At 73.1% G+C, this 19,559-nt stretch carries 22 protein-coding genes; 8 read left to right on the plus strand and 14 right to left on the minus strand.

Going from position 1 to position 19,559, the window contains the following annotated elements; all coding sequences use genetic code 11:
* Positions 1 to 5: 5 nt before the first annotated feature.
* Entirely contained in the window at positions 6 to 914 is a 909-nt protein-coding gene (locus FU792_RS14115; protein WP_022926050.1) for a maleylpyruvate isomerase family mycothiol-dependent enzyme, read from the plus strand.
* Between the two features lie 3 nt (positions 915 to 917).
* Here the strand turns inward: FU792_RS14115 and FU792_RS14120 are convergent, their stop codons facing one another.
* Positions 918 to 1,322, minus strand: coding sequence for a hypothetical protein (locus tag FU792_RS14120; RefSeq protein WP_028131211.1), 405 nt, complete (start codon positions 1,320 to 1,322; stop codon positions 918 to 920).
* A gap of 236 nt (positions 1,323 to 1,558) precedes the next feature.
* Here FU792_RS14120 and FU792_RS14125 point away from each other — a divergent pair, with 236 nt between their 5' ends.
* Positions 1,559 to 2,515 carry a DUF368 domain-containing protein gene (locus FU792_RS14125; RefSeq protein WP_028131212.1) on the plus strand — a complete coding sequence of 319 codons (957 nt, stop codon included), beginning with the start codon at positions 1,559 to 1,561 and terminating at the stop codon, positions 2,513 to 2,515.
* A gap of 79 nt (positions 2,516 to 2,594) precedes the next feature.
* Here the strand turns inward: FU792_RS14125 and FU792_RS14130 are convergent, their stop codons facing one another.
* From FU792_RS14130 to FU792_RS14145, 4 genes are all read right to left on the minus strand, one after another.
* Positions 2,595 to 4,055: a dihydrolipoamide acetyltransferase family protein gene (locus tag FU792_RS14130; RefSeq protein ID WP_028131213.1), complete on the minus strand. Its 1,461-nt coding sequence runs from the start codon at positions 4,053 to 4,055 to the stop codon at positions 2,595 to 2,597.
* A gap of 22 nt (positions 4,056 to 4,077) precedes the next feature.
* On the minus strand, positions 4,078 to 5,121 hold the full coding sequence (locus FU792_RS14135; RefSeq protein ID WP_022926053.1) for an alpha-ketoacid dehydrogenase subunit beta: 1,044 nt from the start codon (positions 5,119 to 5,121) through the stop codon (positions 4,078 to 4,080).
* Between the two features lie 11 nt (positions 5,122 to 5,132).
* A complete protein-coding gene (pdhA, locus tag FU792_RS14140) occupies positions 5,133 to 6,314 on the minus strand; it encodes a pyruvate dehydrogenase (acetyl-transferring) E1 component subunit alpha (protein ID WP_022926054.1) in 1,182 nt (393 codons plus the stop codon).
* A gap of 100 nt (positions 6,315 to 6,414) precedes the next feature.
* Complete coding sequence (locus tag FU792_RS14145; RefSeq protein WP_338101128.1) at positions 6,415 to 6,801, minus strand: phage holin family protein; 387 nt, start codon at positions 6,799 to 6,801, stop codon at positions 6,415 to 6,417.
* A gap of 114 nt (positions 6,802 to 6,915) precedes the next feature.
* Between FU792_RS14145 and FU792_RS14150 the strand changes: the two genes are divergently transcribed.
* The 3 genes from FU792_RS14150 (at position 6,916) to hisC (ending at position 8,859) form a co-directional block, all read left to right on the plus strand.
* Positions 6,916 to 7,191, plus strand: coding sequence for a type II toxin-antitoxin system VapB family antitoxin (locus FU792_RS14150; protein ID WP_022926056.1), 276 nt, complete (start codon positions 6,916 to 6,918; stop codon positions 7,189 to 7,191).
* The gene (locus FU792_RS14155; RefSeq protein WP_022926057.1) at positions 7,188 to 7,577 is read left to right on the plus strand and encodes a type II toxin-antitoxin system VapC family toxin; all 390 of its coding nucleotides are present in this window, start codon (positions 7,188 to 7,190) and stop codon (positions 7,575 to 7,577) included. The genes FU792_RS14150 and FU792_RS14155 overlap by 4 nt, the downstream gene beginning before the upstream one ends.
* 190 nt (positions 7,578 to 7,767) lie before the next feature.
* Positions 7,768 to 8,859: a histidinol-phosphate transaminase gene (gene hisC / locus FU792_RS14160; RefSeq protein WP_022926058.1), complete on the plus strand. Its 1,092-nt coding sequence runs from the start codon at positions 7,768 to 7,770 to the stop codon at positions 8,857 to 8,859.
* A 9-nt stretch (positions 8,860 to 8,868) separates the two neighbouring features.
* On the opposite strand, the gene FU792_RS14165 is transcribed toward hisC, so the two are convergent.
* The 3 genes from FU792_RS14165 to FU792_RS14175 all read right to left on the minus strand — a co-directional run bounded on the left by FU792_RS14165 (position 8,869) and on the right by FU792_RS14175 (position 10,578).
* Positions 8,869 to 9,267 (minus strand): hypothetical protein, encoded by a 399-nt coding sequence (locus FU792_RS14165; protein WP_022926059.1) that lies wholly within the window; start codon positions 9,265 to 9,267, stop codon positions 8,869 to 8,871.
* Positions 9,268 to 9,339: 72 nt separating this feature from the next.
* Complete coding sequence (locus FU792_RS18970; RefSeq protein ID WP_337587855.1) at positions 9,340 to 9,936, minus strand: GNAT family N-acetyltransferase; 597 nt, start codon at positions 9,934 to 9,936, stop codon at positions 9,340 to 9,342.
* A gap of 12 nt (positions 9,937 to 9,948) precedes the next feature.
* A complete protein-coding gene (locus tag FU792_RS14175; RefSeq protein WP_022926060.1) occupies positions 9,949 to 10,578 on the minus strand; it encodes a hypothetical protein in 630 nt (209 codons plus the stop codon).
* Positions 10,579 to 10,786: 208 nt separating this feature from the next.
* Between FU792_RS14175 and FU792_RS14180 the strand changes: the two genes are divergently transcribed.
* The gene (locus tag FU792_RS14180; RefSeq protein ID WP_149814840.1) at positions 10,787 to 11,137 is read left to right on the plus strand and encodes a hypothetical protein; all 351 of its coding nucleotides are present in this window, start codon (positions 10,787 to 10,789) and stop codon (positions 11,135 to 11,137) included.
* Positions 11,138 to 11,144: 7 nt separating this feature from the next.
* Here FU792_RS14180 and FU792_RS14185 read toward each other — a convergent pair whose 3' ends face one another.
* From FU792_RS14185 to FU792_RS14195, 3 genes are all read right to left on the minus strand, one after another.
* Positions 11,145 to 11,927, minus strand: a complete 783-nt coding sequence (locus FU792_RS14185) for a CPBP family intramembrane glutamic endopeptidase (RefSeq protein ID WP_022926062.1) — start codon at positions 11,925 to 11,927, stop codon at positions 11,145 to 11,147.
* A 4-nt stretch (positions 11,928 to 11,931) separates the two neighbouring features.
* Positions 11,932 to 12,231 carry a hypothetical protein gene (locus FU792_RS14190; RefSeq protein WP_022926063.1) on the minus strand — a complete coding sequence of 100 codons (300 nt, stop codon included), beginning with the start codon at positions 12,229 to 12,231 and terminating at the stop codon, positions 11,932 to 11,934.
* 74 nt (positions 12,232 to 12,305) lie between these two features.
* Positions 12,306 to 13,376, minus strand: a complete 1,071-nt coding sequence (locus FU792_RS14195; protein ID WP_052327897.1) for a DUF2891 family protein — start codon at positions 13,374 to 13,376, stop codon at positions 12,306 to 12,308.
* Positions 13,377 to 13,401: 25 nt separating this feature from the next.
* Here FU792_RS14195 and FU792_RS14200 point away from each other — a divergent pair, with 25 nt between their 5' ends.
* Positions 13,402 to 14,187, plus strand: coding sequence for a thioesterase family protein (locus FU792_RS14200; RefSeq protein WP_022926065.1), 786 nt, complete (start codon positions 13,402 to 13,404; stop codon positions 14,185 to 14,187).
* Positions 14,188 to 14,451: 264 nt separating this feature from the next.
* A complete protein-coding gene (locus tag FU792_RS14205; RefSeq protein WP_022926066.1) occupies positions 14,452 to 15,033 on the plus strand; it encodes a hypothetical protein in 582 nt (193 codons plus the stop codon).
* 304 nt (positions 15,034 to 15,337) lie between these two features.
* Here FU792_RS14205 and FU792_RS14210 read toward each other — a convergent pair whose 3' ends face one another.
* The 3 genes from FU792_RS14210 to FU792_RS14220 all read right to left on the minus strand — a co-directional run bounded on the left by FU792_RS14210 (position 15,338) and on the right by FU792_RS14220 (position 19,437).
* Complete coding sequence (locus FU792_RS14210; protein WP_022926067.1) at positions 15,338 to 16,528, minus strand: O-succinylhomoserine sulfhydrylase; 1,191 nt, start codon at positions 16,526 to 16,528, stop codon at positions 15,338 to 15,340.
* A 138-nt stretch (positions 16,529 to 16,666) separates the two neighbouring features.
* Positions 16,667 to 17,746: an ABC transporter ATP-binding protein gene (locus FU792_RS14215; RefSeq protein ID WP_022926068.1), complete on the minus strand. Its 1,080-nt coding sequence runs from the start codon at positions 17,744 to 17,746 to the stop codon at positions 16,667 to 16,669.
* Positions 17,746 to 19,437, minus strand: coding sequence for an ABC transporter permease (locus tag FU792_RS14220; protein ID WP_022926069.1), 1,692 nt, complete (start codon positions 19,435 to 19,437; stop codon positions 17,746 to 17,748). The genes FU792_RS14215 and FU792_RS14220 overlap by 1 nt, the downstream gene beginning before the upstream one ends.
* Positions 19,438 to 19,559 lie beyond the last annotated feature (122 nt).

Below are 19,559 nucleotides of genomic sequence, written 5' to 3' on the forward strand. Positions count from 1 at the left end.
GCCATATGGTCGTCCACCCCGCCCCGCCCGCCGACGTGCCCGGCTTCGTCGAGGCATACCGCCAGGTGCTGCTGTCCCTGGTCAACGTCTGCGACGGGCTGCGCGAGGCCGAGTGGGAGCTGCCCACCGACTGCCCCGGGTGGAGCGTCCGCGACCACGTGGCGCACGTCGTGCACGTCGAGGACTACCTCTCCGGCTCCGCCCAGCCCGTCGTCGAGGAGACGATCGAGGTCGGCACCCCCGAGCACGTGCGCAACGACCTCGGTGTCTGGATGGAGCAGGGGCTGCGCTCGCGGGCCGCCCTCTCCCCCGAGCAGCTGCTGGCCGAGCTCCGCTCCCTCGTCGAGATCCGCACGGCGGACCTGTATGCCCCGGACCTGGAGCTGGAGTCGACGGTCCGCTCGATCCGTGACCAGGAGGCGCGCTTCGTCGACCTGGTGCGGCTGCGGCTGTGCGACATCTGGACCCACGAGCAGGACATCCGGGAGGCGGTGGGACGCCCCGGGTCGCTCGACGGCGACGGCGCCGCGCAGTGGACCGCGATGGTGCTCGACGCCGTGCCGCGCGTCGTGCTGCGCCGCGTGGCGCCGGAGCCGGGGACGGTGGTCATCGTCGAGAGCACCGGCCCGGTGACCGGGCGGGCCGGTGTGCGGGTCGACGTCGACGAGGCCGGTGAGCCGGTCGCGCACGAGCTCTTCACCGGCCACTCGGCGGCTGAGGAGGAGGACGACGTGCCGGTCACCGAGTCCGATTCGGGCGTGGGGTCGTCGCCGACGACCACGATCGCGATGTCCACCCACGCGCTGGCCCGCCGCACCGCCGGCCGCACGCCCACCGGGCAGACGGCATACCACGTGAGCGGCGACGAGGAGCTCGCCCGCCGGGTGCTCGACGCGCTGACGCTGACGCGGTGACGCTCAGCGCGCGTGCAGGCCGCGGCTGAAGCTCCACAGCCCGCCGACGAAGATCGCCAGCACCCCGAGCGCGGTGCCGGCCACCCACAGCCCGGGCGGCCACTGCAACGTGAGGTCCAGGATGACGCCGACCAGCGCGATGAGCAGCGCCCCCTGCCCCGCGAGTCTGGTCGCGCGGAACTGCGCCATCGCTTCGGCGCGGTCCGCCTCGCTGCCGGTGAGCAGCCGCGCGGCCGGCTCGAGCCGCCGGGTGACCGCGTGCAGCACGCCGTAGCCGAGGAAGAACGCCGCGCCGATCACGGCGACCCGGGTGTTGCCGCGGGACATCCCCGCGACGAAGATGACGACCGCCGCGAGCGTGGTGAGGATCGTCAGGAGGCGGTCCTGCAGGCGCGGGCGGGCGGGCATACCTCGATGGTATGCGTCGGGTGCACCTAGCCTGTCCGTTTCTCGCCGCCGGGCCCGTCACCCTCGCGCTGAGCAAGCACGAGGGTGCGGGCCATCCGTTCGGTGGCCTTCTCCATCAACGGGGCCATCCGCTCCTGCGGGGTGGTGCCGGTCACCATGGCCATCCCGGTGGTGCCGGGCGCAGGGACGTAGACTGCCTCGGAGTAGGTGGCTGCACTCCCATTAGGCTGCTCGGCGTGACCGACACCTCCTCCGCCACGGCTCAGACGTCCGGCCGCAGCCGGCTGCTGCTGCCCCTGGACCTGCTGCGCGGCTTCCTCATCGGCATGGCCGAGCTCATCCCGGGTGTCTCGGGCGGGACGGTCGCGCTGGTGACCGGGCTCTACGAGCAGCTCATCGGCTCGGCCTCGCACGTCGTGTCCGCCGCCAAGGCGCTCGTCGTGGGCGGCGAGCAGGGCCGCGTCGCCAGCGCGCTCACCGAGCTGCGCCGGACCAACTGGTGGCTGCTCGTGCCTGTCGTCGTCGGGATGGGCCTGGCGGTCCTCACGATGGCCGGGGTGATGAGCAGCTTCGTCACCAACACGCCCGAGCACGCGCGCGGACTCTTCCTCGGCATGGTCGCCATGAGCGTCCTCGTGCCGCTGCGGATGCTCCCCGAGCGCCGCCGGCCGGTCTGGCTCGAGGTCGTCCTCGCCGTGGGTGCGGCCGTGCTCGCCTGGACGCTCATCGGCCTGGCCGGTGGGGGCACCGTCTCCGACCCGCCGCTCATCCTCGTCTTCGCCGTCGCCGCCGTCGCGATCTGCGCGCTCGTCGTCCCGGGTGTCTCCGGCTCCTTCTTCCTGCTGGCCGTCGGTCTCTACACCGCCACCCTGGAGGCGGTCGACTCCCGCGACCTCGTCTACATCGGCGTCTTCGCCCTGGGCGCCATCACCGGCCTGGCCTCTTTCGTCCAGCTCATCAGCTGGCTGCTGGAGCACCACCGGCGCAGCACGCTGCTGGTCATGTCAGGACTCATGGTCGGCTCGCTGCGCGCGCTGTGGCCCTGGCAGGAGTCCGCGGGCGACGACCACGGGCCGGGTGCGCTGGTCGCTCCCTACGACCCGGTCCTCGGTCCCACCATGCTCACCCTGCTCGGTGCCGGTGTCGTGGCCGCGCTGGTCGTCGTCGAGGCCCGCAGCAGCGACGACGCGTAAGCGACCGTGCACGCCAGCACCGAGGCCATCCACGATTTCTGGGGCCGGAGCCCCAGAAACGCTTGTCCAGAACCTGAGGTCAGGTCCAGGCGAGAGCGCGAGCCGGGTCCTCCAGCACGGCGGCCAGGTCGGCGAGGAACCGCGAGCCGAGCTCGCCGTCGATGAGCCGGTGGTCGAAGCTCACCGCCAGCTGGGTCACCCAGCGCGGCTCGATCCGCTCCTCGGCCCCGCTGCCCACGACCCACGGCATACGCCGGACCGCGCCGAAGGCGACGATCGCCGACTCGCCGGGGTTGATGATCGGGGTGCCGGTGTCGACGCCGAAGACGCCCACGTTGGTGATCGTGATCGTCCCGCCGGACATGTCGGCCGGCTGCGTCCTCCCGGCCTTGGCGGTCGCGACGAGGTCGGTCATCGCCTCGGCGAGCTGACGCAGGTCCATGAGGTCGGCGTCCTTGATGTTGGGCACGACGAGCCCGCGCGGGGTCGCCGCGGCGATGCCGAGGTTGACGTAGTTGCGCTGCACGATCTGCTGGGCGTCCTCGTCCCAGACGGCGTTCATCCCCGGGTTGCGCCGCACCGCGACGGTCATCGCCTTGGCCAGCACGAGCAGCGGGTTGATCCGCAGGTCGCGCAGCTCCCGGTCCGCCTTGAGCCGGTCGATCAGCTCCATCGTGCGGCTGACGTCGACGGTGATGAACTCGGTGACGTGCGGCGCGCTGAAGGCCGAACCGACCATGGCCTGCGCGGTCATCTTGCGCACGCCCTTGACGTCGATCCGCTCCTCCCGCTCACCGGAGCGGTCGAAGACCGGCCGCTGGTATGCCTGACCGCCAGACCCCGCGGCCGCCGCGTCTGCGGTGGCGCCCGCGTCGGCGCGAGGCGAGCCGGTGGCGGCAGCGGGCTCGGGCTGCGCCTCCGGCGGGGCACTGCCGCCGTCGAGGAAGGCGTCGATGTCGGAGCGGCGCACGATGCCGGTCGGTCCGGCGGCGGGCACCTGGTTGATGTCGACGCCGCGGTCCTGGGCATACTTCCGCACCGGCGGTGACGCCTTGGCCTTGCGCTGCGGGGTCGTGGCCGCCTCGGCCTCGGCGCCCGAGGCCCCCCGGCGCCGCTTGCGCCGGGTGGTCGAGCCCTCGATCGCGCCGTAGCCGACGAGCACCGCCTCCCGCTTGCTGCCGGTGCCGCCCTCGCCGCCGTCGGGCGGGCTGGGCACCAGGTCGTCGGAGGCCGCGGCCTGCTCGTCGGTGACGTCCTCGGCGTCGGTGCCGCCTGACCCGCTGGAGGCCCCCTCGCCGCTCCCGTCGTCGACGACGACGATGGGCGTGCCGACCTCGACCTCGTCGCCTTCCGCGGCGAGCAGCTCGGTGACCGTGCCGTCATACGGGATCGGCAGCTCGACCAGCGACTTGGCGGTCTCGACCTCGACGACGATGTCGTTGGTCTTCACGGTGTCGCCGACGGCGACCTTCCACTCGACGATGGTGGCCTCGACGAGACCTTCGCCGGGGTCGGGGAGCTTGAACTCTGGCACGAGGATCGCCTCTCTGTGGCGTGAGCCGTCAGTATGCGAGCAGGGTCTCGACCGCGTGCAGGACGCGGTCGAGGTCGGGGAGGAAGACCTCCTCGTGCCGGCTCGGCGGGTAGGGGATGTTGTAGCCGCCGACCCGCAGGACCGGCGCCTCGAGGTGGTAGAAGCAGTGCTCCTGGACGTGCGCGGCCAGCTCGGAGGTGATGCTGGAGAAGGTCTGCGCCTCGGACAGCGCGATGCAGCGTCCGGTCTTGCTCACCGACTCCTCGATGAGCTCGGTGTCCAGCGGCGAGAGCGAGCGCAGGTCGATCACCTCGATCGAGGGGCCGTCCTCCAGCTCGGCGGCCTGCGCCGCGGCGTGCGCGACCTTGACCATGGGGCCGTAGGTCAGCACCGTGACGTCGCTGCCCTCGACCCGGACCACACCCTCGTCCAGCGCGTGCGGCGCGTCGTCGAGGGAGGCCCCCGATCCGGCCTCGCCGAGGTCGAGCACCCCGCGCTCGTGGTAGCGCCGCTTGGGCTCGTAGAAGACGACCGGGTCGTCGCTGGCGATCGCCTGCTGCATCATCCAGTAGGCGTCCTCGGTGCTCGAGCAGGTCACGACCCGCAGGCCCGCGGTGTGCGCGAAGTAGGACTCGTTGGACTCGCTGTGGTGCTCCACCGCGCCGATGCCGCCGCCGTAGGGGATGCGGATGACCATCGGCACCTTGAGCGCGCCGAGGCTCCGGTTGTGCATCTTGGCGACCTGGCTGACGATCTGGTCGAAGGCGGGGTAGACGAAGCCGTCGAACTGGATCTCCACCACCGGCCGGTAGCCGCGCAGCGCCATCCCGACGGCCGCACCCATGATCCCGGCCTCGGCGAGCGGGGTGTCGATAACGCGGTCCTCGCCGAAGTCCTTCTGCAGCCCCTCCGTGATCCGGAAGACGCCGCCGAGCTTGCCGACGTCCTCCCCCATGAGGACGACCTTGGGGTCGCGTTCCATCGCCGCGCGCATCCCCGCGTTGAGCGCCTTGGCGATCGTCATCCGGGTGCCGCTGCTCGCGCCGCCGCGCGCCTGTGCCTGCGTGCTCATCGCCTCGCCCCTCAGTCCTCGAACCCGGCCTGGTAGTCCGCGAAGGACGCGGACTCACGCTCGATCAGCGGGTGCGGCTCGGCATACACGTGCGCGAACATCTCCTCGTGCGGCGGGTCGGGCATCGTCTGGCAGGCCTTGCGGATCCGCTTGGCGAGCTCGTCGGCCTCTCCTTCAGTCTGCTCGACCCAGGCGTCGTCGATCGCACCCTCGGCCGTGAGGTATGCCTTCATCCGGTCGATCGGGTCCTTCGCCTTCCACGCGTCGACCTCGGCGGAGATGCGGTACTTCGTCGGGTCGTCAGAGGTGGTGTGCGCGCCCATCCGGTAGGTGAACGCCTCGATGAGCGTCGGGCCCTGGCCGCTGCGGGCCCGGTCGAGGGCATACCGCGTGACGGCGTAGCTGGCGAGGACGTCGTTGCCGTCGACCCGGATGCCGGGGAAGCCGAAGCCGTCCGCGCGGCGGTAGGGCGGGATGGTGAACTGCCGGTCGTTGGGCTCGGAGATCGCCCAGTGGTTGTTCTGCACGTAGAAGACGACCGGGGCGTTCGTCACCGAGGCGAAGACGAGGGCCTCGTTGAAGTCGCCCTGCGCGGTGCCGCCGTCGCCGGTGAAGGCCATGACCGCGGTGTCCCGGTCGGCGTCGCCGGTCGCGACATCACCGTCGCGGGCCACGCCCATGGCATACCCGACCGCGTGCAGCATCTGGTTGCCGATGACGATCGTGTAGAGGTGGAAGTTGTTCTCGTTGGAGTCCCACCCGCCGTGGTTGACCCCGCGGAACATGCCGAGCAGGTTCTCCGGCGGCACCCCCTTGCACCAGGCGACGCCGTGCTCGCGGTAGCCGGGGAAGGCATAGTCCTGCAGGCGCATCGCGCGGCCGGCGCCGACCTGGGCGGCCTCCTGGCCGAGCAGGCTGGGCCAGAGCCCGAGCTCGCCCTGACGCTGCAGCGCGAAGCCCTCGGCGTCGACGCGGCGGACGAGGATGAGGTCGCGCAGGAAGCCGACCATGGTCTCGTGGTCGACGTCCTCCAGGTATGCCGCGTAGGGCTCGCTGGTCTCGCTCGGCTCGACACGGGTGCCGTCCGCGGCCAGGAACTGGACCATGTCGGGCCCGCCGTCGGTGATGTCGCGCTCGGGCGGTTCGTGACCGGTGGGGCTGCCGCTGCTGGCCGCGACCTCGTCGTCGCTCACGCGTGACTCCTTCGTGCTGGGGGCGTGTCACGGGACGTTACCGCAGACGTCAGCCTGACCCCGGGGCATGCTGACCGTGCCGGGCCGGGCACCGGCATGCTCAGTCGCGACCGTCGGGCAGGAGCATCCCGACGACCATCGAGACGGCCGAGACGATGACCGCCCCGAGGACGGCGTCCCACCAGAAGTCGTCCACCCGGAAGTCCAGGCCGAGCACGCCGGCTAGCCACGAGGTCAGCAGCAGCATGAGGGCGTTGACCACGACGAGGAACAGGCCCAGCGTGAGGATGATGAACGGCAGCGACAGCAGCTGGGCCAGCGGCCGGACCACGGCGTTGACCACGCCGAAGACGGCGGCCACGAGCACGACGGTGAGCACCGTCGACCACCCCTGCCCGCCGAACTCGATGCCGGACACGAGGGCCGAGGCGACCCAGAGGGCCACGCCGTTGGCGACGACGGTCGCGAGGATTTTCATGCCGCTCATCGTCCCACGGGCGGTCGGCTCGGTGCGGGGCCGTCCGCAAGGTCGGGGTGCTGCCGGTGCGGCCGGCCGGGCAGGAGGTAGAACGGTAGACCGGCGCGACGGTAGACTGGCGCCATGAGCCTCAACATCAAGAGCGAGCGGGTCCATGCCCTCGCCCGAGAGGCCGCGCGCGTGACCGGGCGGTCGCAGACCGGCGCCGTCGAGGAGGCGCTGACCCGGCTGCTGCGCGACTACGAGATCGATCCGGACAGGGCGGGGCTGGAGCCCCGCATGGAGCGGGTGAGGGCGGTGGTCGACGCATATACCGCTGCCGACGCCCAGCTCGGACCGGAGGTGGAGATCACCACGACCGACGATCTCTACGACGACCGGACCGGGCTGCCCCGATGATCGTCGACTCCTCCGCCCTGCTCGCGATCGCGCAGGCCGAGGAGGGCTTCGAGGACCTCGCCCGGACGGCGCTCGCGCACCCGTGCCGCATGTCGGCGGCGACCTGGCTGGAGGTCGGCATCGTGGCCGACCAGCGGTCCACCACGCACGGCGCCCGCCTGGACGACCTGGTGCGCGAGCTCGCCATCGAGGTCGTGCCCGTGACGCCGCGGGACGCCGAGGTCGCGCGGGCGGCATACCGGCGCTTCGGTCGTGGCTCCGGTCACCCGGCCCGGCTCAACTACGGCGACTGCTTCGCGTATGCGCTCTCGGTCACGAGCGGCGAGCCGCTGCTCTTCGTCGGCGGGGACTTCGCGGCGACCGACGTGCTCCCGGCGCGTCGCTGACCTCGCCAGCCTCGGTCATACCTGGGCACGCTTGCTGGGGCGGAGCCGAGGAAATATCTGCAGCCTTGCTTCAGCAAGCGTGCACAGGTGCGGCTGGGGTTCCTGTGGCGTGCACAGGCTGCAGATCCGTGCACAGGGAGGGGCTGAGGGTAGGCAGCTCCGGCCGCGGAGCCCTGGCTACGCTGAGCTCATGACCGACCAGCCCGCGCCCGTCCGTCTCCGCAGCACCCTGGCCGGGGTTCCGGCCTACGTCCCGGGGAAGCCGCCGGCGCCCGTCGAGGGGGTCACGTCCTACAAGATCTCGTCCAACGAGAACCCCTTCCCCCCGCTGCCCTCGGTCACGCAGGCCATCTCGGACGCCGCGCAGCAGGTCAACCGCTACCCCGACATGGGGGTGGTCGCGCTCACCGAGGCGCTGGCCGTGCGGCTGGGCGTCCCCGTCGAGCAGCTGGCCACCGGCACCGGCAGCGTCGCGGTCCTCGCGCAGCTCGTGGCCATCGCGTGCGACCCGGGCGACGAGGTGGTGTATGCCTGGCGCAGCTTCGAGGCCTACCCCATCGTCGTGGCGCTCTCCGGGGCGCGCTCGGTGCAGGTGCCGCTGACCGACGACGCGCGGCACGACCTCGACGCCATGGCCGAGGCGATCACCGACCGCACCCGGCTGGTGCTCGTCTGCACGCCCAACAACCCGACCGGTCCGGCGGTCACGGAGGCCGAGCTGCGGGCCTTCCTCGACCGGGTGCCCCGCGACCTCATCGTCGTGATCGACGAGGCCTACCTGGAGTTCACGACCGAGGAGTCGGTGCCCGACGCGCTCGCGATCGCCCGGGAGCACCCCAACGTCGTAGTCCTGCGCACCTTCTCCAAGGCCTACGGCCTGGCCGGGCTGCGGGTGGGGTATGCCGTCGCCCATCCTGAGGTCGCGACGGCCCTGCGCAAGGCGGCCACGCCGTTCGGGGTCACCGACCTCGCCCAGCATGCGGCGATCGCCAGCCTGGAGGCCGAGGACGAGCTGCTCGCCCGGGTCGCGGAGCTCGTCGCCGAGCGCGAGCGGGTCGTGGCCGCGCTGCGCGAGCAGGGGTGGTCGGTGCCGCAGGCCCAGGGCAACTTCTGCTGGCTGCCGCTGCTCGACGACGCCGTGCCCTTCGCCCAGGCCGCCCAGGCGCGCGGGCTCATGGTGCGGCCGTTCGCCGGCGACGGGGTGCGCTGCACGATCGGCGAGACCGAGGCCAACGACCGGCTGCTGGACGTCTGCGCGGAGTGGCTCCAGCGCGAGGGCTGAGCGCCCCGTTCACCGCCCCCGTCGGCGCACGGTGACCCGCGTCAGGGTCGAGACCACCCAGGTCATACCCCAACTGGTCACCAGGACGACGAGCGAAGGCAGCAGCACCCCCTGGCCCTGCTGGGCGAAGGCGAGCCCGAAGAACCACGGCACGGTCATCCCGACGGCCCCCGCCGTCGCCATCATCCAGGCGCGGCCACGCGGCCCGGCGACGAGTTGGGCCGCGACCGCCATGACCGCCAGGTTGCCGTAGGCCATGAGCACCTGGAAGACCTCGCCGGAGCCGCGCTGCACGCTCCACGACTGCCCCGCGACCCACGCGAGGACCCCGCCGAGCAGCATGATCGGCAGGCCCTTGCGCAGGGAGCCGGTCGCCACGGCGCTGGATCCGTGCGGGGAGAGAGTCATCGGGCCTCCTCGGGTCCCGCCCACGATAGTGGGAGTGGGACCCTCGCGCCCGCGACCGGTAGCGGCACCCGGTCAGCCACCGCTGACCGGCGAGACCGACTCCCCCGCATAGGTCACGACCTGGCCCGGCCGCACCTGCGTGCCGCGCCGCATCACGGTCTCGCCGTCCACGGCGACCTCGCCGTTCTCGATGACCATGCGGGCCATCGCGCCGTCGGGCACCAGCCCGGCGAGCTTGAGCAGCTGGCCCAGGCGGATGCTCTGGTCGCGGATCTCGACGGTGGGCACGTCGCCCGCCCCGTCGTCGGGCTCGTCTTCGCCGACCACCTCGTCGTCGTGCCGCGGTTGCGCCACGTCCCCAGCACCCACGATCAGGTCGGCGTGCTCGGGGTGCTCGGCGACGTAGCGTGGGACGAACGGGCAGGTGGGCCGCACCCGCAGCCCTTCGTCCCGGGCATACCCCAGCGCCTCCTCGACCAGCCGGCCGCCGAGCCCCTGGCCGCGCGCCTCGGGCTCGACAACCGTGTGCTGCAGGTCGAGGACGCCGCCCTCCAGCTCGTAGGACAGGTAGCCGATCTCGCGGTCCTCGGACCGGGCGACCCAGCGCTCGCGCTCGGGCAGGTGGTCGATCTGCGTCATGCGCCCAGGGTATGCCGCGGGCCACGCCACCCCGCGCCGTCCCTACGCGGTGCCACCACCCGTGGTCGCGTCGGCGTCCTCGTCCGTGCTCCCCTCGGTGTCCTGCTCCGTCTCGTCCGGGGAGCCCGTCCCGTCCGGCTCGCCCTGGTCCTCCGGGTCCCAGGGCAGGTCGGCGCCCTCCCGGCCGGGCACCGTCCCGCCGACCTCACCCTGCGGGCCGCCCGGTGGGACCATGCCGCCGCCCGGCCCCACCATCCCGGCCATCGGCTCGTCGAGGAGCGCGGTGAGCCGCTCCTGCGCCTGCACCATCAGGGCGTCGACCACCTCCTGCCGGTCCACCCCCTGGGCGTCGGCGATCGCGCCGAGGGTGGTGCCCTCGGCCAGCCGGGCGAGCAGATCGTCCTCGGTCAGCCCCAGCGTCTCGGCGGCCGTCGCGAGCGACACCCCGTGCGGTCTGGCCGTCCCGCGCGTCCCGTGACCGCCCGGCACACCCCCGTCCGCCGGCGCCGCGGAGCCGTCGGGCTCTACCGTGTCCGCCGCGGCGGCGGTGCTGGTGCTGGTGCCGTTGTCGCTGTCCTCGGCGAGGCTGGGCACGGCCACGCCGAAGCCGATGACGGCGGCGGTCAGGCCCGTGACACCGAGGGCGGTGGCGGTGGCGGTGGAGGTCTTCATGGTGGATCCTTCCGGCTCGTCGGTCCGCCGCAGGGAGCGGCGATGACCCCACGCTCCGCTCCCCCGGTATGCCCTTGCCCAGCGCGACCTGTGCCTTACCTGTCAGTCCCGAGGTCAGGTCCCGGCGGGCCCGGTCGAGCCCCCACCGCGTCCGCACGCCCCTACAGTGGTCCGCAGGACCCGGATGCGCCGTGACCAGGGAGGTGACATGGCTGCCGACCGCAGACCCGCCGCGTGGCACGCCGCGCTCCTCCTGTGCCTGCTCCCGACCGTGTCGGCGTGCCTGGGCGACCCGCCGCCGGACCCTGCCTCCGCACCGCTCGAGGTCGTCCTCGACGGGTGCGGCCTCAACCGCGACAAGGTCGCGCCCGGCGAGCACGAGGTCAGCGTGGTCGGCGAGGGCAGGCTCGTCGTCACGGACGCGGCGGGCCAGGAGGTCCTGAGACTGCCCGGTGGCACCAGCACCCTGGCCACGACGGCCCAGACCTACACGATGACCTGCGTGGTCGAGGGCGAGGAGACCACCGCGACGCTGACCTCGGTCGCCGAGGGCGGCTGAGTCAGGCTCAGAGCCAGTCGACCCGGCCGGCGAGCGCGGCATACCCGACGAAGGCCACGACGTCGAGCAGCGTGTGCGCCACGACGAGCGGCATGACCCGGCGGGTGCGGGTGTAGAACCAGCCGAGGATCACGCCCATCGCGACGTTGCCGACGAAGCCGCCGAAGCCCTGGTAGAGGTGGTAGCTGCCGCGCAGCAGCGCCGAGGTCAGGATGATCGCCCACGTCGACCAGCCGGCCTGCGCCCACCTGGTGAAGAGGTAGCCCACGACGACCACCTCCTCCACCACGGCGTTCTGCACGGCGGCGAGCACGAGGACCGGCACCGCCCACCAGACGTCCGCGAGGTTCGAGGGGGCGACGGTGGTGTTGACGCCGAGCCCGCGGGCGACGAGATAGAGCCCGAGGCCGGGTATGCCGATCACGGCGGCGAGCATCGTCCCCTGGGCGAGGTCGCGGACGGGCCGTGACCGGTCGAGCCCGAGCAGCCGCCAGGGACGCGCGACGTCGCGCCCGAGCAGGTGCACCGCCAGCAGCACCGGCACGAGGGCGAGCCCGATGCCGACGAGCTGGTAGGCCAGGTCGAGCCAGGGCCGGTCGGGGGTGGCGCTGGTGTTCATGCTCGTCGTCTGCGCCGCGAGGCCGCCCTCGGCGGTGAGCTTGCGGATCAGGGACAGGACCGACCAGATCGCCGAGGCCCCGAGGCTGACGCCGAGCACGAGCAGGGTCTCGACGAGCAGGCTGCGCCGCGCCAGGGCGGTGGGCGGTGTCGGCGGACCCTGGGTGCTCACCCGTTCAGACTAGGTGCGGCCAGCGCGCGTCAGTCGTCGTCCCGTCGAAGTCGTCGTCCCAGTCGTCGTCGCACTCCCCCCACCCGTCGTCGTCCCAGCACTGGACGGGCCCGGGTTGCACCGGGGCGGGTTGCGACTGCTCGACCTGACGGGCGGCCTCCTGCTCCGCGGCCGGGCAGCGGCCCGTTCTTCGTCCGCCCTGACCAGCAGGCGATCGCGCCACCAGGGGACAGAAGGCGTGGACCGCCGCGAGCCCCGTGACCGTCGGCTCGGCCCCGCCGCTCCTCCTCAGCTCCTGCTCCACCTCTTTCGTGCACCCCGGCGCGCGGCGAGCGGCGCTGCACCCTGAAAGGGCCACACGCCCCCATACCTCAGCGCTCACGACCGGTCCAGGGCACCGTCGGCGAGCAGCGCGAAGGACACCAGCCAGTGGGTAGCCATGAAGTCGCCGTCCGTGATGTGGCCCAGCACCGCCGCCTCCTGGTCGTCGGCCGCCGCCCGCAGCCGTGCGGCCGCGCGCTCGTGCCCCCAGGGTGCCAGAGCCCGCAGCGCCCAGGCCCGCGACAGGGCGAGCCCGAGCAGGTGGGCGCCCTGCCCGTCGGTCGGGTCGCGGACCTCCGGCACGGCCAGCAGGGGCGCATGCCGGCCCTCCCCGAGCCCGGGCAGCACCCGCTCGAGCCAGCGCCGCGCGTCGCCCGGCTCGAGCACCGCCGTCATGAGCAGCGCCTCGGTGAGCGCCGGCGACAGGAAGTCCGACCCGCCGGGCTCTGCGTCCGTGGGCGCCGGCCCGTCGTCGGCGAACCACGCCCGCGCCGCCTCCTCGCAGGCGCGCACCACGTCGTCCCGGCCCAGCCGGCCGTAGGCGTCGCGCAGGAGCAGCAGGGCGAAGGCGTCGTTCTGGTGCTTGCCGTGGCGGACGGGGTAGGCCTGCCGCGGCAGGTGACCGAGCACCCGCTCCGCGAGGAGGTCCGACAGCGGGACGAGGGCCTGCGCCCAGCGGGCGGCCTGCTCGTCGCGCCCGCCGAGCTCGCGGGTGGCCGCGGCGAGCTGGGCGGCCCAGGCCCAGCCGTAGGGCCGCTCGAACCCGGGGCGGGCGCGCAGGTAGGCGACCTCCACCTGCAGGTGCTCCGGCGTGAGCCGCTCCTCCAGCAGCGAGCGCGCGGCGGCGGCCTCGCGCGCGCCGAGCGCACCGGCATACCTCGTGAGCAGGGTGACCAGCGACCACTGCATGTGCACGCAGGAGTGCCAGTCGAGGGCGCCGTGGAAGGCCGGGTGCAGCCGGTGCGGCGTGACGTCGGTGTCGTCCGGGCCGGTGACCACGTGCGCCGGCGCCCAGGGGTATGCCGTGCCGATCACCTCTCGGGCGATCCGGCTCCAGTCCGCAGCGTGCCGGGCGGCGGCGGACCGTGCGCCGGTCGGGTCGCCCGGGGTCGTTGCGCGAGATGGCATGGGTCCATTACTACACTCGCGCACCATGACAGCGGACGGGCGGCACTACTTCACAGCGCTGGGCGAGGGGAGGTATCAGCCGACCGAGCACGTGCAGGGGGCGTGGTCGCCGGACGAGCAGCACGTGGCCCCGGTCATCGGGCTGCTGCTGCACACGCTGGAGCTGAACCATCCGCGCGAGGACCTGCAGTGGGCGCGGCTGAGCGTCGACATCCTGGGCTTCATCCGCCGCGAGGAGATGACCGTCACGACGCGGGTGCTCCGGCCGGGGCGCACCATCGAGCTGCTGGAGTCCAGCGTCGAGATCGCCGGTCGTGCTGCGGTGCGGATGACCGCGTGGCGGCTGGTCACGGGCGACACCACCGCCGTGGCCGAGACCGAGCACGCCGACCTGCCCGGCCCCGAAGGTCTCGAGGCATGGACCGGGATGGACCACTGGGACGGCGGCTTCATCCGCTCGCTGGACTTCCGCTCGGTGCCCGGGTCGCGGGCCGGGCGCGGCCGGACCTGGGTGCGGACGTCGGTGCCCCTGGTCGGTGGTGCGGAGGAGGCCTCGGCCCTGGCCTCGTGGGTGGGGCTGCTGGACACCGCCAACGGGACCGCGGGGCGGGCGGCCCCGCACGACTGGGCCTTCCCCAACGTCGACCTCACGCTGCACCTGCACCGCCTGCCCGAGGGGGCGTGGGTGGGGCTGGACACCCGCGTCTCGTGGGGGCCGACCGGCGTGGGCCAGACCTCGAGCGTCGTGCACGACGAGGCGGGTCCGGTGGGCACGCTGGTGCAGGCGCTGACGCTGCGCCCCGCGCGCTGAGGCATACCTCGAGTGAATGTGATGCATATCACAGTATCTGGATGCAACGAATCGGCTCTCACCGACGTCTAGGTAGTGTCGGTTCGGGACAGCCGACACACCCCGTCGTGAGGGGCCGCACTCGTGCGGGACGGTGGGGGTGACAGGAGGGTGGGGCGCCGGATCAGGGACCGGCGCCCCACACTCTCACCCTCATCGCACCGCGGATCACGCCCCGATGCACCGACCTAGACTGGCGGGGACGCGACTTGGAGGTGTCATCCCATGACCCGCACCCGCCCGATCACGCTCGCCCTCGCGGCTCTCTCGCTCAGCGCCGCGCTCGCCGGCTGCGGTGATACCGATGCGACCGCAGGAGCCGAACCGACCGCGTCGTCGGCAGGCGCGAGCGACGAGGCTGCCGGGGAGAGTGGCGACGAGACCGGCGACGAGACCAGCGAGGACGGGAGCACCGTGACCAAGGACGAGCCCATCGGGGACAAGCCGATCCAGACCGGACCTGCCGGTGAGGCGTCGCTGCCGCTGGGGGCCGTGCCGGACGCGATCGTGCAGCGCGACGACGTGCAGGCCGCGATCGACGCGGAGGCCAAGCGTGCCGGGGTCGGCCGTGAGGCCGTGACGGTGGCGGGGTATGCCGACGTCACGTGGAGCGACGGCTCGATCGGCTGCCCGCGCGAAGGGATGATGTATACCCAGGCGCTCGTCCCCGGGCACCAGCTCGTCCTGGAGGTCGACGGCGAGCACGCGAGCTATCACGCGGCGCAGGGCAAGGACTTCAGCTTCTGCGCCCAGCCCGTCGGCCCGGCGACCTCGGAGTCTTCCGGCGGGCCGGTCACCGACCGCTGAGGCACCGGACCGCAGCCACGACCGCTGCGGCATACCGGCCCGCAGCCACAACCACTGAGGCACACCGGCCCGCCGCCACAACCGCTGCGGCATACCGGCCCGCAGCCACAACCGCTGCGGCATACCGGGCGCTCCGACCGTGACCACCGGGACGTCGCGCGCGGCCGGCCTGCTCATCCCTTCAGCCCCAGGCGTCCCACCCGCCCCGGAACGCCGGGACATTCTGATCCGCGCAGGTTATAGCTCGCGCGGATCAGAGTTTCCCGGCATCACGTGATGCGCGGTGCCTATGGGGCGGACGGGGTCAGCCGAAGGCGGCGGCGAAGCCCCGCGCCAGGTCGGCGCGCAGGTCGTCGATGTCCTCGAGCCCGACCGACAGCCGGATCGTGCCCTCGGTGATGCCCGCGGCCCGGCGCGCCTCCTCCGGCAGCCGCCGGTGGGTCGTCGTCGCCGGGTGGGTGGTCAGCGACTTCGTGTCACCCAGGTTGTTGGAGATGTCGACCACCTGCAGCGCGTTCATGAAGGCGAAGGTCTCCTCCTGCCCGGCGTCGAGGGTAAAGGTCACCACGGTCCCGCCGCCGGTCATCTGCCGCCGTGCGAGCTCGGCCTGCGGGTGCGACTCCAGCCAAGGGTGGTGCACGGCCAGCACCCGCGGGTCGGCCTCGAGCTCCTGCGCGAGGGTGAGCGCGGTGGCCGCCTGCCGCTCGACGCGCAGGGCCATCGTCTCCAGCCCCTTGAGCGTGACCCAGGCGTTGAAGGGCGACATCGCCGGTCCGGTATGCCGAAGCAGCGTCTGGATCGGGCCCGCCACGAGCTCCTCCGGGCCCAGGATCATGCCGCCCATGACCCGACCCTGACCGTCGATGTGCTTGGTCGTGGAGTAGACGACGATGTCGGCGCCGTGGTCCAGCGGCCGCGAGAAGACCGGCGTGCCGAAGACGTTGTCGACCACGACCGTGGCGCCGGCCGCGTGGGCGAGCTCGCTCACCGCCGCGATGTCCACGAGCTCCTGGGTCGGGTTGCTCGGGGTCTCGAAGAAGACGGCTTCGGCAGGGGTGGCGAGCGCCTCGCGCCAGGCGTCGAGGTCGGTGCCGTCGACGAAGGTGCTCTCGACGCCCCAGCGCCGCAGCACCTCGTCGATGATGACGAAGCAGGAGCCGAAGAGCGCCCGGCTCGCGACGATCCGGTCACCGGCGGCGCACAGCCCGCCGAGCGCGGTGAAGACGGCGGACATCCCCGAGGCGGTGGCCTGCGCCGCCTCGGCGCCGTGCATGACCCGCATCCGCTCCTCGAGCATGGCGACCGTCGGGTTGCCGTAGCGGCTGTAGACGAAACGCTCGATCTTCTCCTCGAACGCCGCCTGCGCCTCTTCGGCGCTGGAGTAGACGTAGCCCGAGGTCGGGTAGAGCGCCTCGGCCGTCTCGTCGAAGGGGCTGCGCATGAGGCCGCCGCGCACCGCGAGCGTGTCCGGCCGCCATCCGTCAGGGGTCTCCATGGGGCACCAATCTAGGGCCTGACACCCGCGGTTCCGGCATCGGCATACCACCTTGCGGTATGCAGGTCCTTCCGCCAGAAGCACGCTTCCCGCAGCAACGCGGTAGCTTCCGCACAGATGCGCCGCCTCGACCGCAGATCAGTCGGAGAGCGGGGCGACGCCGCGGTGATCCACCGCGAGCCGGACGATGTCGCCGACCTGCGGCCCGAGGTCGGCGGAGAGTGCCTCGCAGCGACCGAGCTCCTCGACGTCGACGGTGAGGTGCACGGCGTCGGAGACGGTGGTGGACCGGCGGACCGTGCCGGAGAGCGTGCCGCGCGGGTCGACCCGCAGCGCGCTGCGGCGCAGGGCGAGGACCGGACCGGCCGGGCGGGGGACAACCATTCGCGACGCTCGGTCGGGAGATGTGGCGGCGGAGCCGGGGCCGGCCGGGTCGGGGGCAACCATTCGCGACGCCCGGTCGGGTGGGAGGTGCTGGCGCAGGACGGCTGCGGCGGGGCCCTCGAGGATCGTGTCGTAGCCGATGAAGGCCGCGACCTCGCGGGAGGCCGGCGTGTGCCAGACCTCGGTGGAGGCACCTTCCTGGGCGATCCGGCCCTGCAGCATGACGGCCATCCGGTCGGCCACGGAGAAGGCCTCGTCGTGGTCGTGCGTGACGAGGATCGCGGTGGTGCCGGTCGAGACGAGGATCTCCCGCAGGTCCCCGGCGAGCCGGTCCCGCAGCGCCCGGTCCAGCGAGCTGAGCGGCTCGTCCAGCAGCAGCAGCTCGGGGTCGGCGGCCAGCGACCGGGCGAGCGCGACGCGCTGCTGCTCGCCGCCGGAGAGGGTGGCGGGGCGGCGGTCGGCATACCCGGGCAGCCCGACGAGCTCCAGCAGTTCGGCGACCCGGGCGGCCCGCGCGCCGCGCCCCGCGCCGCGCAGCCGCAGCGGGTAGCCGATGTTGTCGCCCACGCTGGCCTGGGCGAAGAGCTGCCCGTCCTGGAACATCAGGGCGAAGCCCCGCTCGTGCGTGGGCACCCCGGACAGGTCGGTGCCGCGCCAGCGGATGGTGCCGGCGGAGGGTCGTTCCAGCCCGGCGACCGCCCGCAGCAGCGTGGACTTGCCGCAGCCCGACGGCCCGAGGACCGCGAGGACGTCACCCCGCGCCACCTGCAGCGACACGTGGTCGACGGCGGTGGCCCCGGGGAAGGTCACGGTGAGGTCGGTGAGCTCGAGCATCAGAACGCCCCTACGGAGCCGACCCGCAGCCGCTCGACCACGCCCATGACGACGACGGTCACCAGCGCGAGCAGCACGCTGGCGGCGAGCGCCATCCCGAGGTGGTCGGCGCCGGGCCGGGAGATGAGCTGGTAGATGACGACGGGCACGGTAGGCCGGTCCGGTCGGGCGAGGAAGCTGGTCGCGCCGAACTCCCCCAGCGAGACGGCGAAGGCGAAGCCGGTCGCCGCGAGCAGCGGGCGGGCCAGCACGGGCGCCTCGGCGGTCCACGCCGCTCGCCACGGGCCGGCGCCGAGCGTCGCGGCCGCCTCGCGCTGGCGCGGGTCGACCGAGCGCAGCACCGGGGCCAGGGTCCGCACGACCAACGGCAGCGCCACCATGGCCTGCGCGATCGGCACGAGGATCGGAGAGGTGCGCAGGTCCAGCGGCGGACGGTCCAGGGTGATGAGGAAGCCGAAGCCGACGGTCACCGCGGAGATCCCGAGCGGCAGCATGAAGACCCCGTCCAGGACCGACACGGTGCGCGCCCACCCCGGCCGACGTGGCCGGCGGGAGACGATGACCGCGACGACGAGCCCGAGGACCATCGCGAGCACGGTGGCGTCGACCGCGGTGCGCAGCGAGTTGGCCATCGCCTCGGTCACGCTGACCCGCAGGGCGTTCGTCGCCTCCGGGTCGGTCAGCGCACGGTAATGGGCGAGGCCCCACCCCTGCCCCACCCGCAGCGACCGGGCGACGAGCGTGCCGACCGGCAGCAGCACGAAGCCGACGACCAGGGCGGTCACCGCCAGGGCGGGTGTGTCGTCGCGCCGGGGGCGGCGCGCGGAGGCCTGGACGTCGACCCGGCGCAGCGCCTGCTCGCGGGTGCTCCGGGCGCGGGCGGCCACGGCGAGCATCGCCACGACGGCGACGAGCTGAAGGACCGACAGGACGGCCGCGCCCTGCAGGTCGAGGAACTGCACGGTCAGCAGGTAGATCTCGGTCTCGATGGTGCCGTAGCGCAGCCCGCCGAGGGTGAGCACGACCCCGAAGGCGGTGGAGCAGAAGAGGAAGACGAGGGTGCCGGCCGAGATGACGCCGGGCGCGAGCGCGGGGAGGGTGACGGTGCGCCATACCTGCCAGGGCGTCGCGCCCAGGGTCGCGGCGGACTCCTCGGCGCGCCGGTCCATCCCCTCCCAGAGCCCGCCGACGGTCCGCACGACGACGGCGAGGTTGAAGAAGACGAAGGCGAGCAGGATCGGCACCCACGTGCCGTCCAGCCCGAGGCCGCCCAGCGGCCCGCCGTCGGAGAGCAGCGAGCGGAACATCACGCCGACCACGACCGTCGGCAGCACGAACGGCATGACGACCACGGCGCGCAGCAGCGTCCGGCCGGGGAAGCGCAGCCGGTAGAGGACGAAGGCGACCGGGATCCCGAGCAGCAGGGTGACGACGGTGCCGGCCAGCGAGCTGACGAGGGTGAAGGTCAGGACGCGCAGGGTGCGGGCACGACCGAGCACCTCCGGGACCGCGCTGAGGTCGAGCCGGCCCTCCGGCCACAGCCCCCGCGCGAGCATCCCGCCCACCGGCAGGGCGAAGAAGACCGTGAGGAACGCCAGCGGGATCAGGGCGGCCAGCCCGAGGGCGATGCCCGGGCCGCTGAGGTATGCCGACGGCCCGCGTCGCGCTCGGCGCGCGGCAGGCTGGTCCACGTCGACTCCCTTCGCCGGTGCTAGCCGGAGCAGGTGCTCTAAGGGTCTGCGGGCCGTGCCGCACTCTCAGCTCGAGGCTCCCCTGTCGGTCGCCCGCAGCCTACAGGGCAGGCCGGGCCCGG

The organism is Serinicoccus marinus DSM 15273 (genome assembly GCF_008386315.1).
Classification (GTDB): domain Bacteria; phylum Actinomycetota; class Actinomycetes; order Actinomycetales; family Dermatophilaceae; genus Ornithinicoccus; species Ornithinicoccus marinus.

What these genes read in the sequence shown, in the direction of transcription:
- FU792_RS14115 (WP_022926050.1), top strand. Translation starts at nt 6, where the DNA reads ATGGTCGTCCACCCCGCCCCGCCCGCCGACGTGCCCGGCTTCGTCGAG.
- FU792_RS14120 (WP_028131211.1), bottom strand. Translation starts at nt 1,322, where the DNA reads ATGCCCGCCCGCCCGCGCCTGCAGGACCGCCTCCTGACGATCCTCACC.
- FU792_RS14135 (WP_022926053.1), bottom strand. Translation starts at nt 5,121, where the DNA reads ATGAGCACGCAGGCACAGGCGCGCGGCGGCGCGAGCAGCGGCACCCGG.
- FU792_RS14145 (WP_338101128.1), bottom strand. Translation starts at nt 6,801, where the DNA reads ATGAGCGGCATGAAAATCCTCGCGACCGTCGTCGCCAACGGCGTGGCC.
- FU792_RS14150 (WP_022926056.1), top strand. Translation starts at nt 6,916, where the DNA reads ATGAGCCTCAACATCAAGAGCGAGCGGGTCCATGCCCTCGCCCGAGAG.
- FU792_RS14155 (WP_022926057.1), top strand. Translation starts at nt 7,188, where the DNA reads ATGATCGTCGACTCCTCCGCCCTGCTCGCGATCGCGCAGGCCGAGGAG.
- hisC (WP_022926058.1), top strand. Translation starts at nt 7,768, where the DNA reads ATGACCGACCAGCCCGCGCCCGTCCGTCTCCGCAGCACCCTGGCCGGG.
- FU792_RS14165 (WP_022926059.1), bottom strand. Translation starts at nt 9,267, where the DNA reads ATGACTCTCTCCCCGCACGGATCCAGCGCCGTGGCGACCGGCTCCCTG.
- FU792_RS14175 (WP_022926060.1), bottom strand. Translation starts at nt 10,578, where the DNA reads ATGAAGACCTCCACCGCCACCGCCACCGCCCTCGGTGTCACGGGCCTG.
- FU792_RS14180 (WP_149814840.1), top strand. Translation starts at nt 10,787, where the DNA reads ATGGCTGCCGACCGCAGACCCGCCGCGTGGCACGCCGCGCTCCTCCTG.
- FU792_RS14195 (WP_052327897.1), bottom strand. Translation starts at nt 13,376, where the DNA reads ATGCCATCTCGCGCAACGACCCCGGGCGACCCGACCGGCGCACGGTCC.
- FU792_RS14200 (WP_022926065.1), top strand. Translation starts at nt 13,402, where the DNA reads ATGACAGCGGACGGGCGGCACTACTTCACAGCGCTGGGCGAGGGGAGG.
- FU792_RS14205 (WP_022926066.1), top strand. Translation starts at nt 14,452, where the DNA reads ATGACCCGCACCCGCCCGATCACGCTCGCCCTCGCGGCTCTCTCGCTC.
- FU792_RS14210 (WP_022926067.1), bottom strand. Translation starts at nt 16,528, where the DNA reads ATGGAGACCCCTGACGGATGGCGGCCGGACACGCTCGCGGTGCGCGGC.
- FU792_RS14215 (WP_022926068.1), bottom strand. Translation starts at nt 17,746, where the DNA reads ATGCTCGAGCTCACCGACCTCACCGTGACCTTCCCCGGGGCCACCGCC.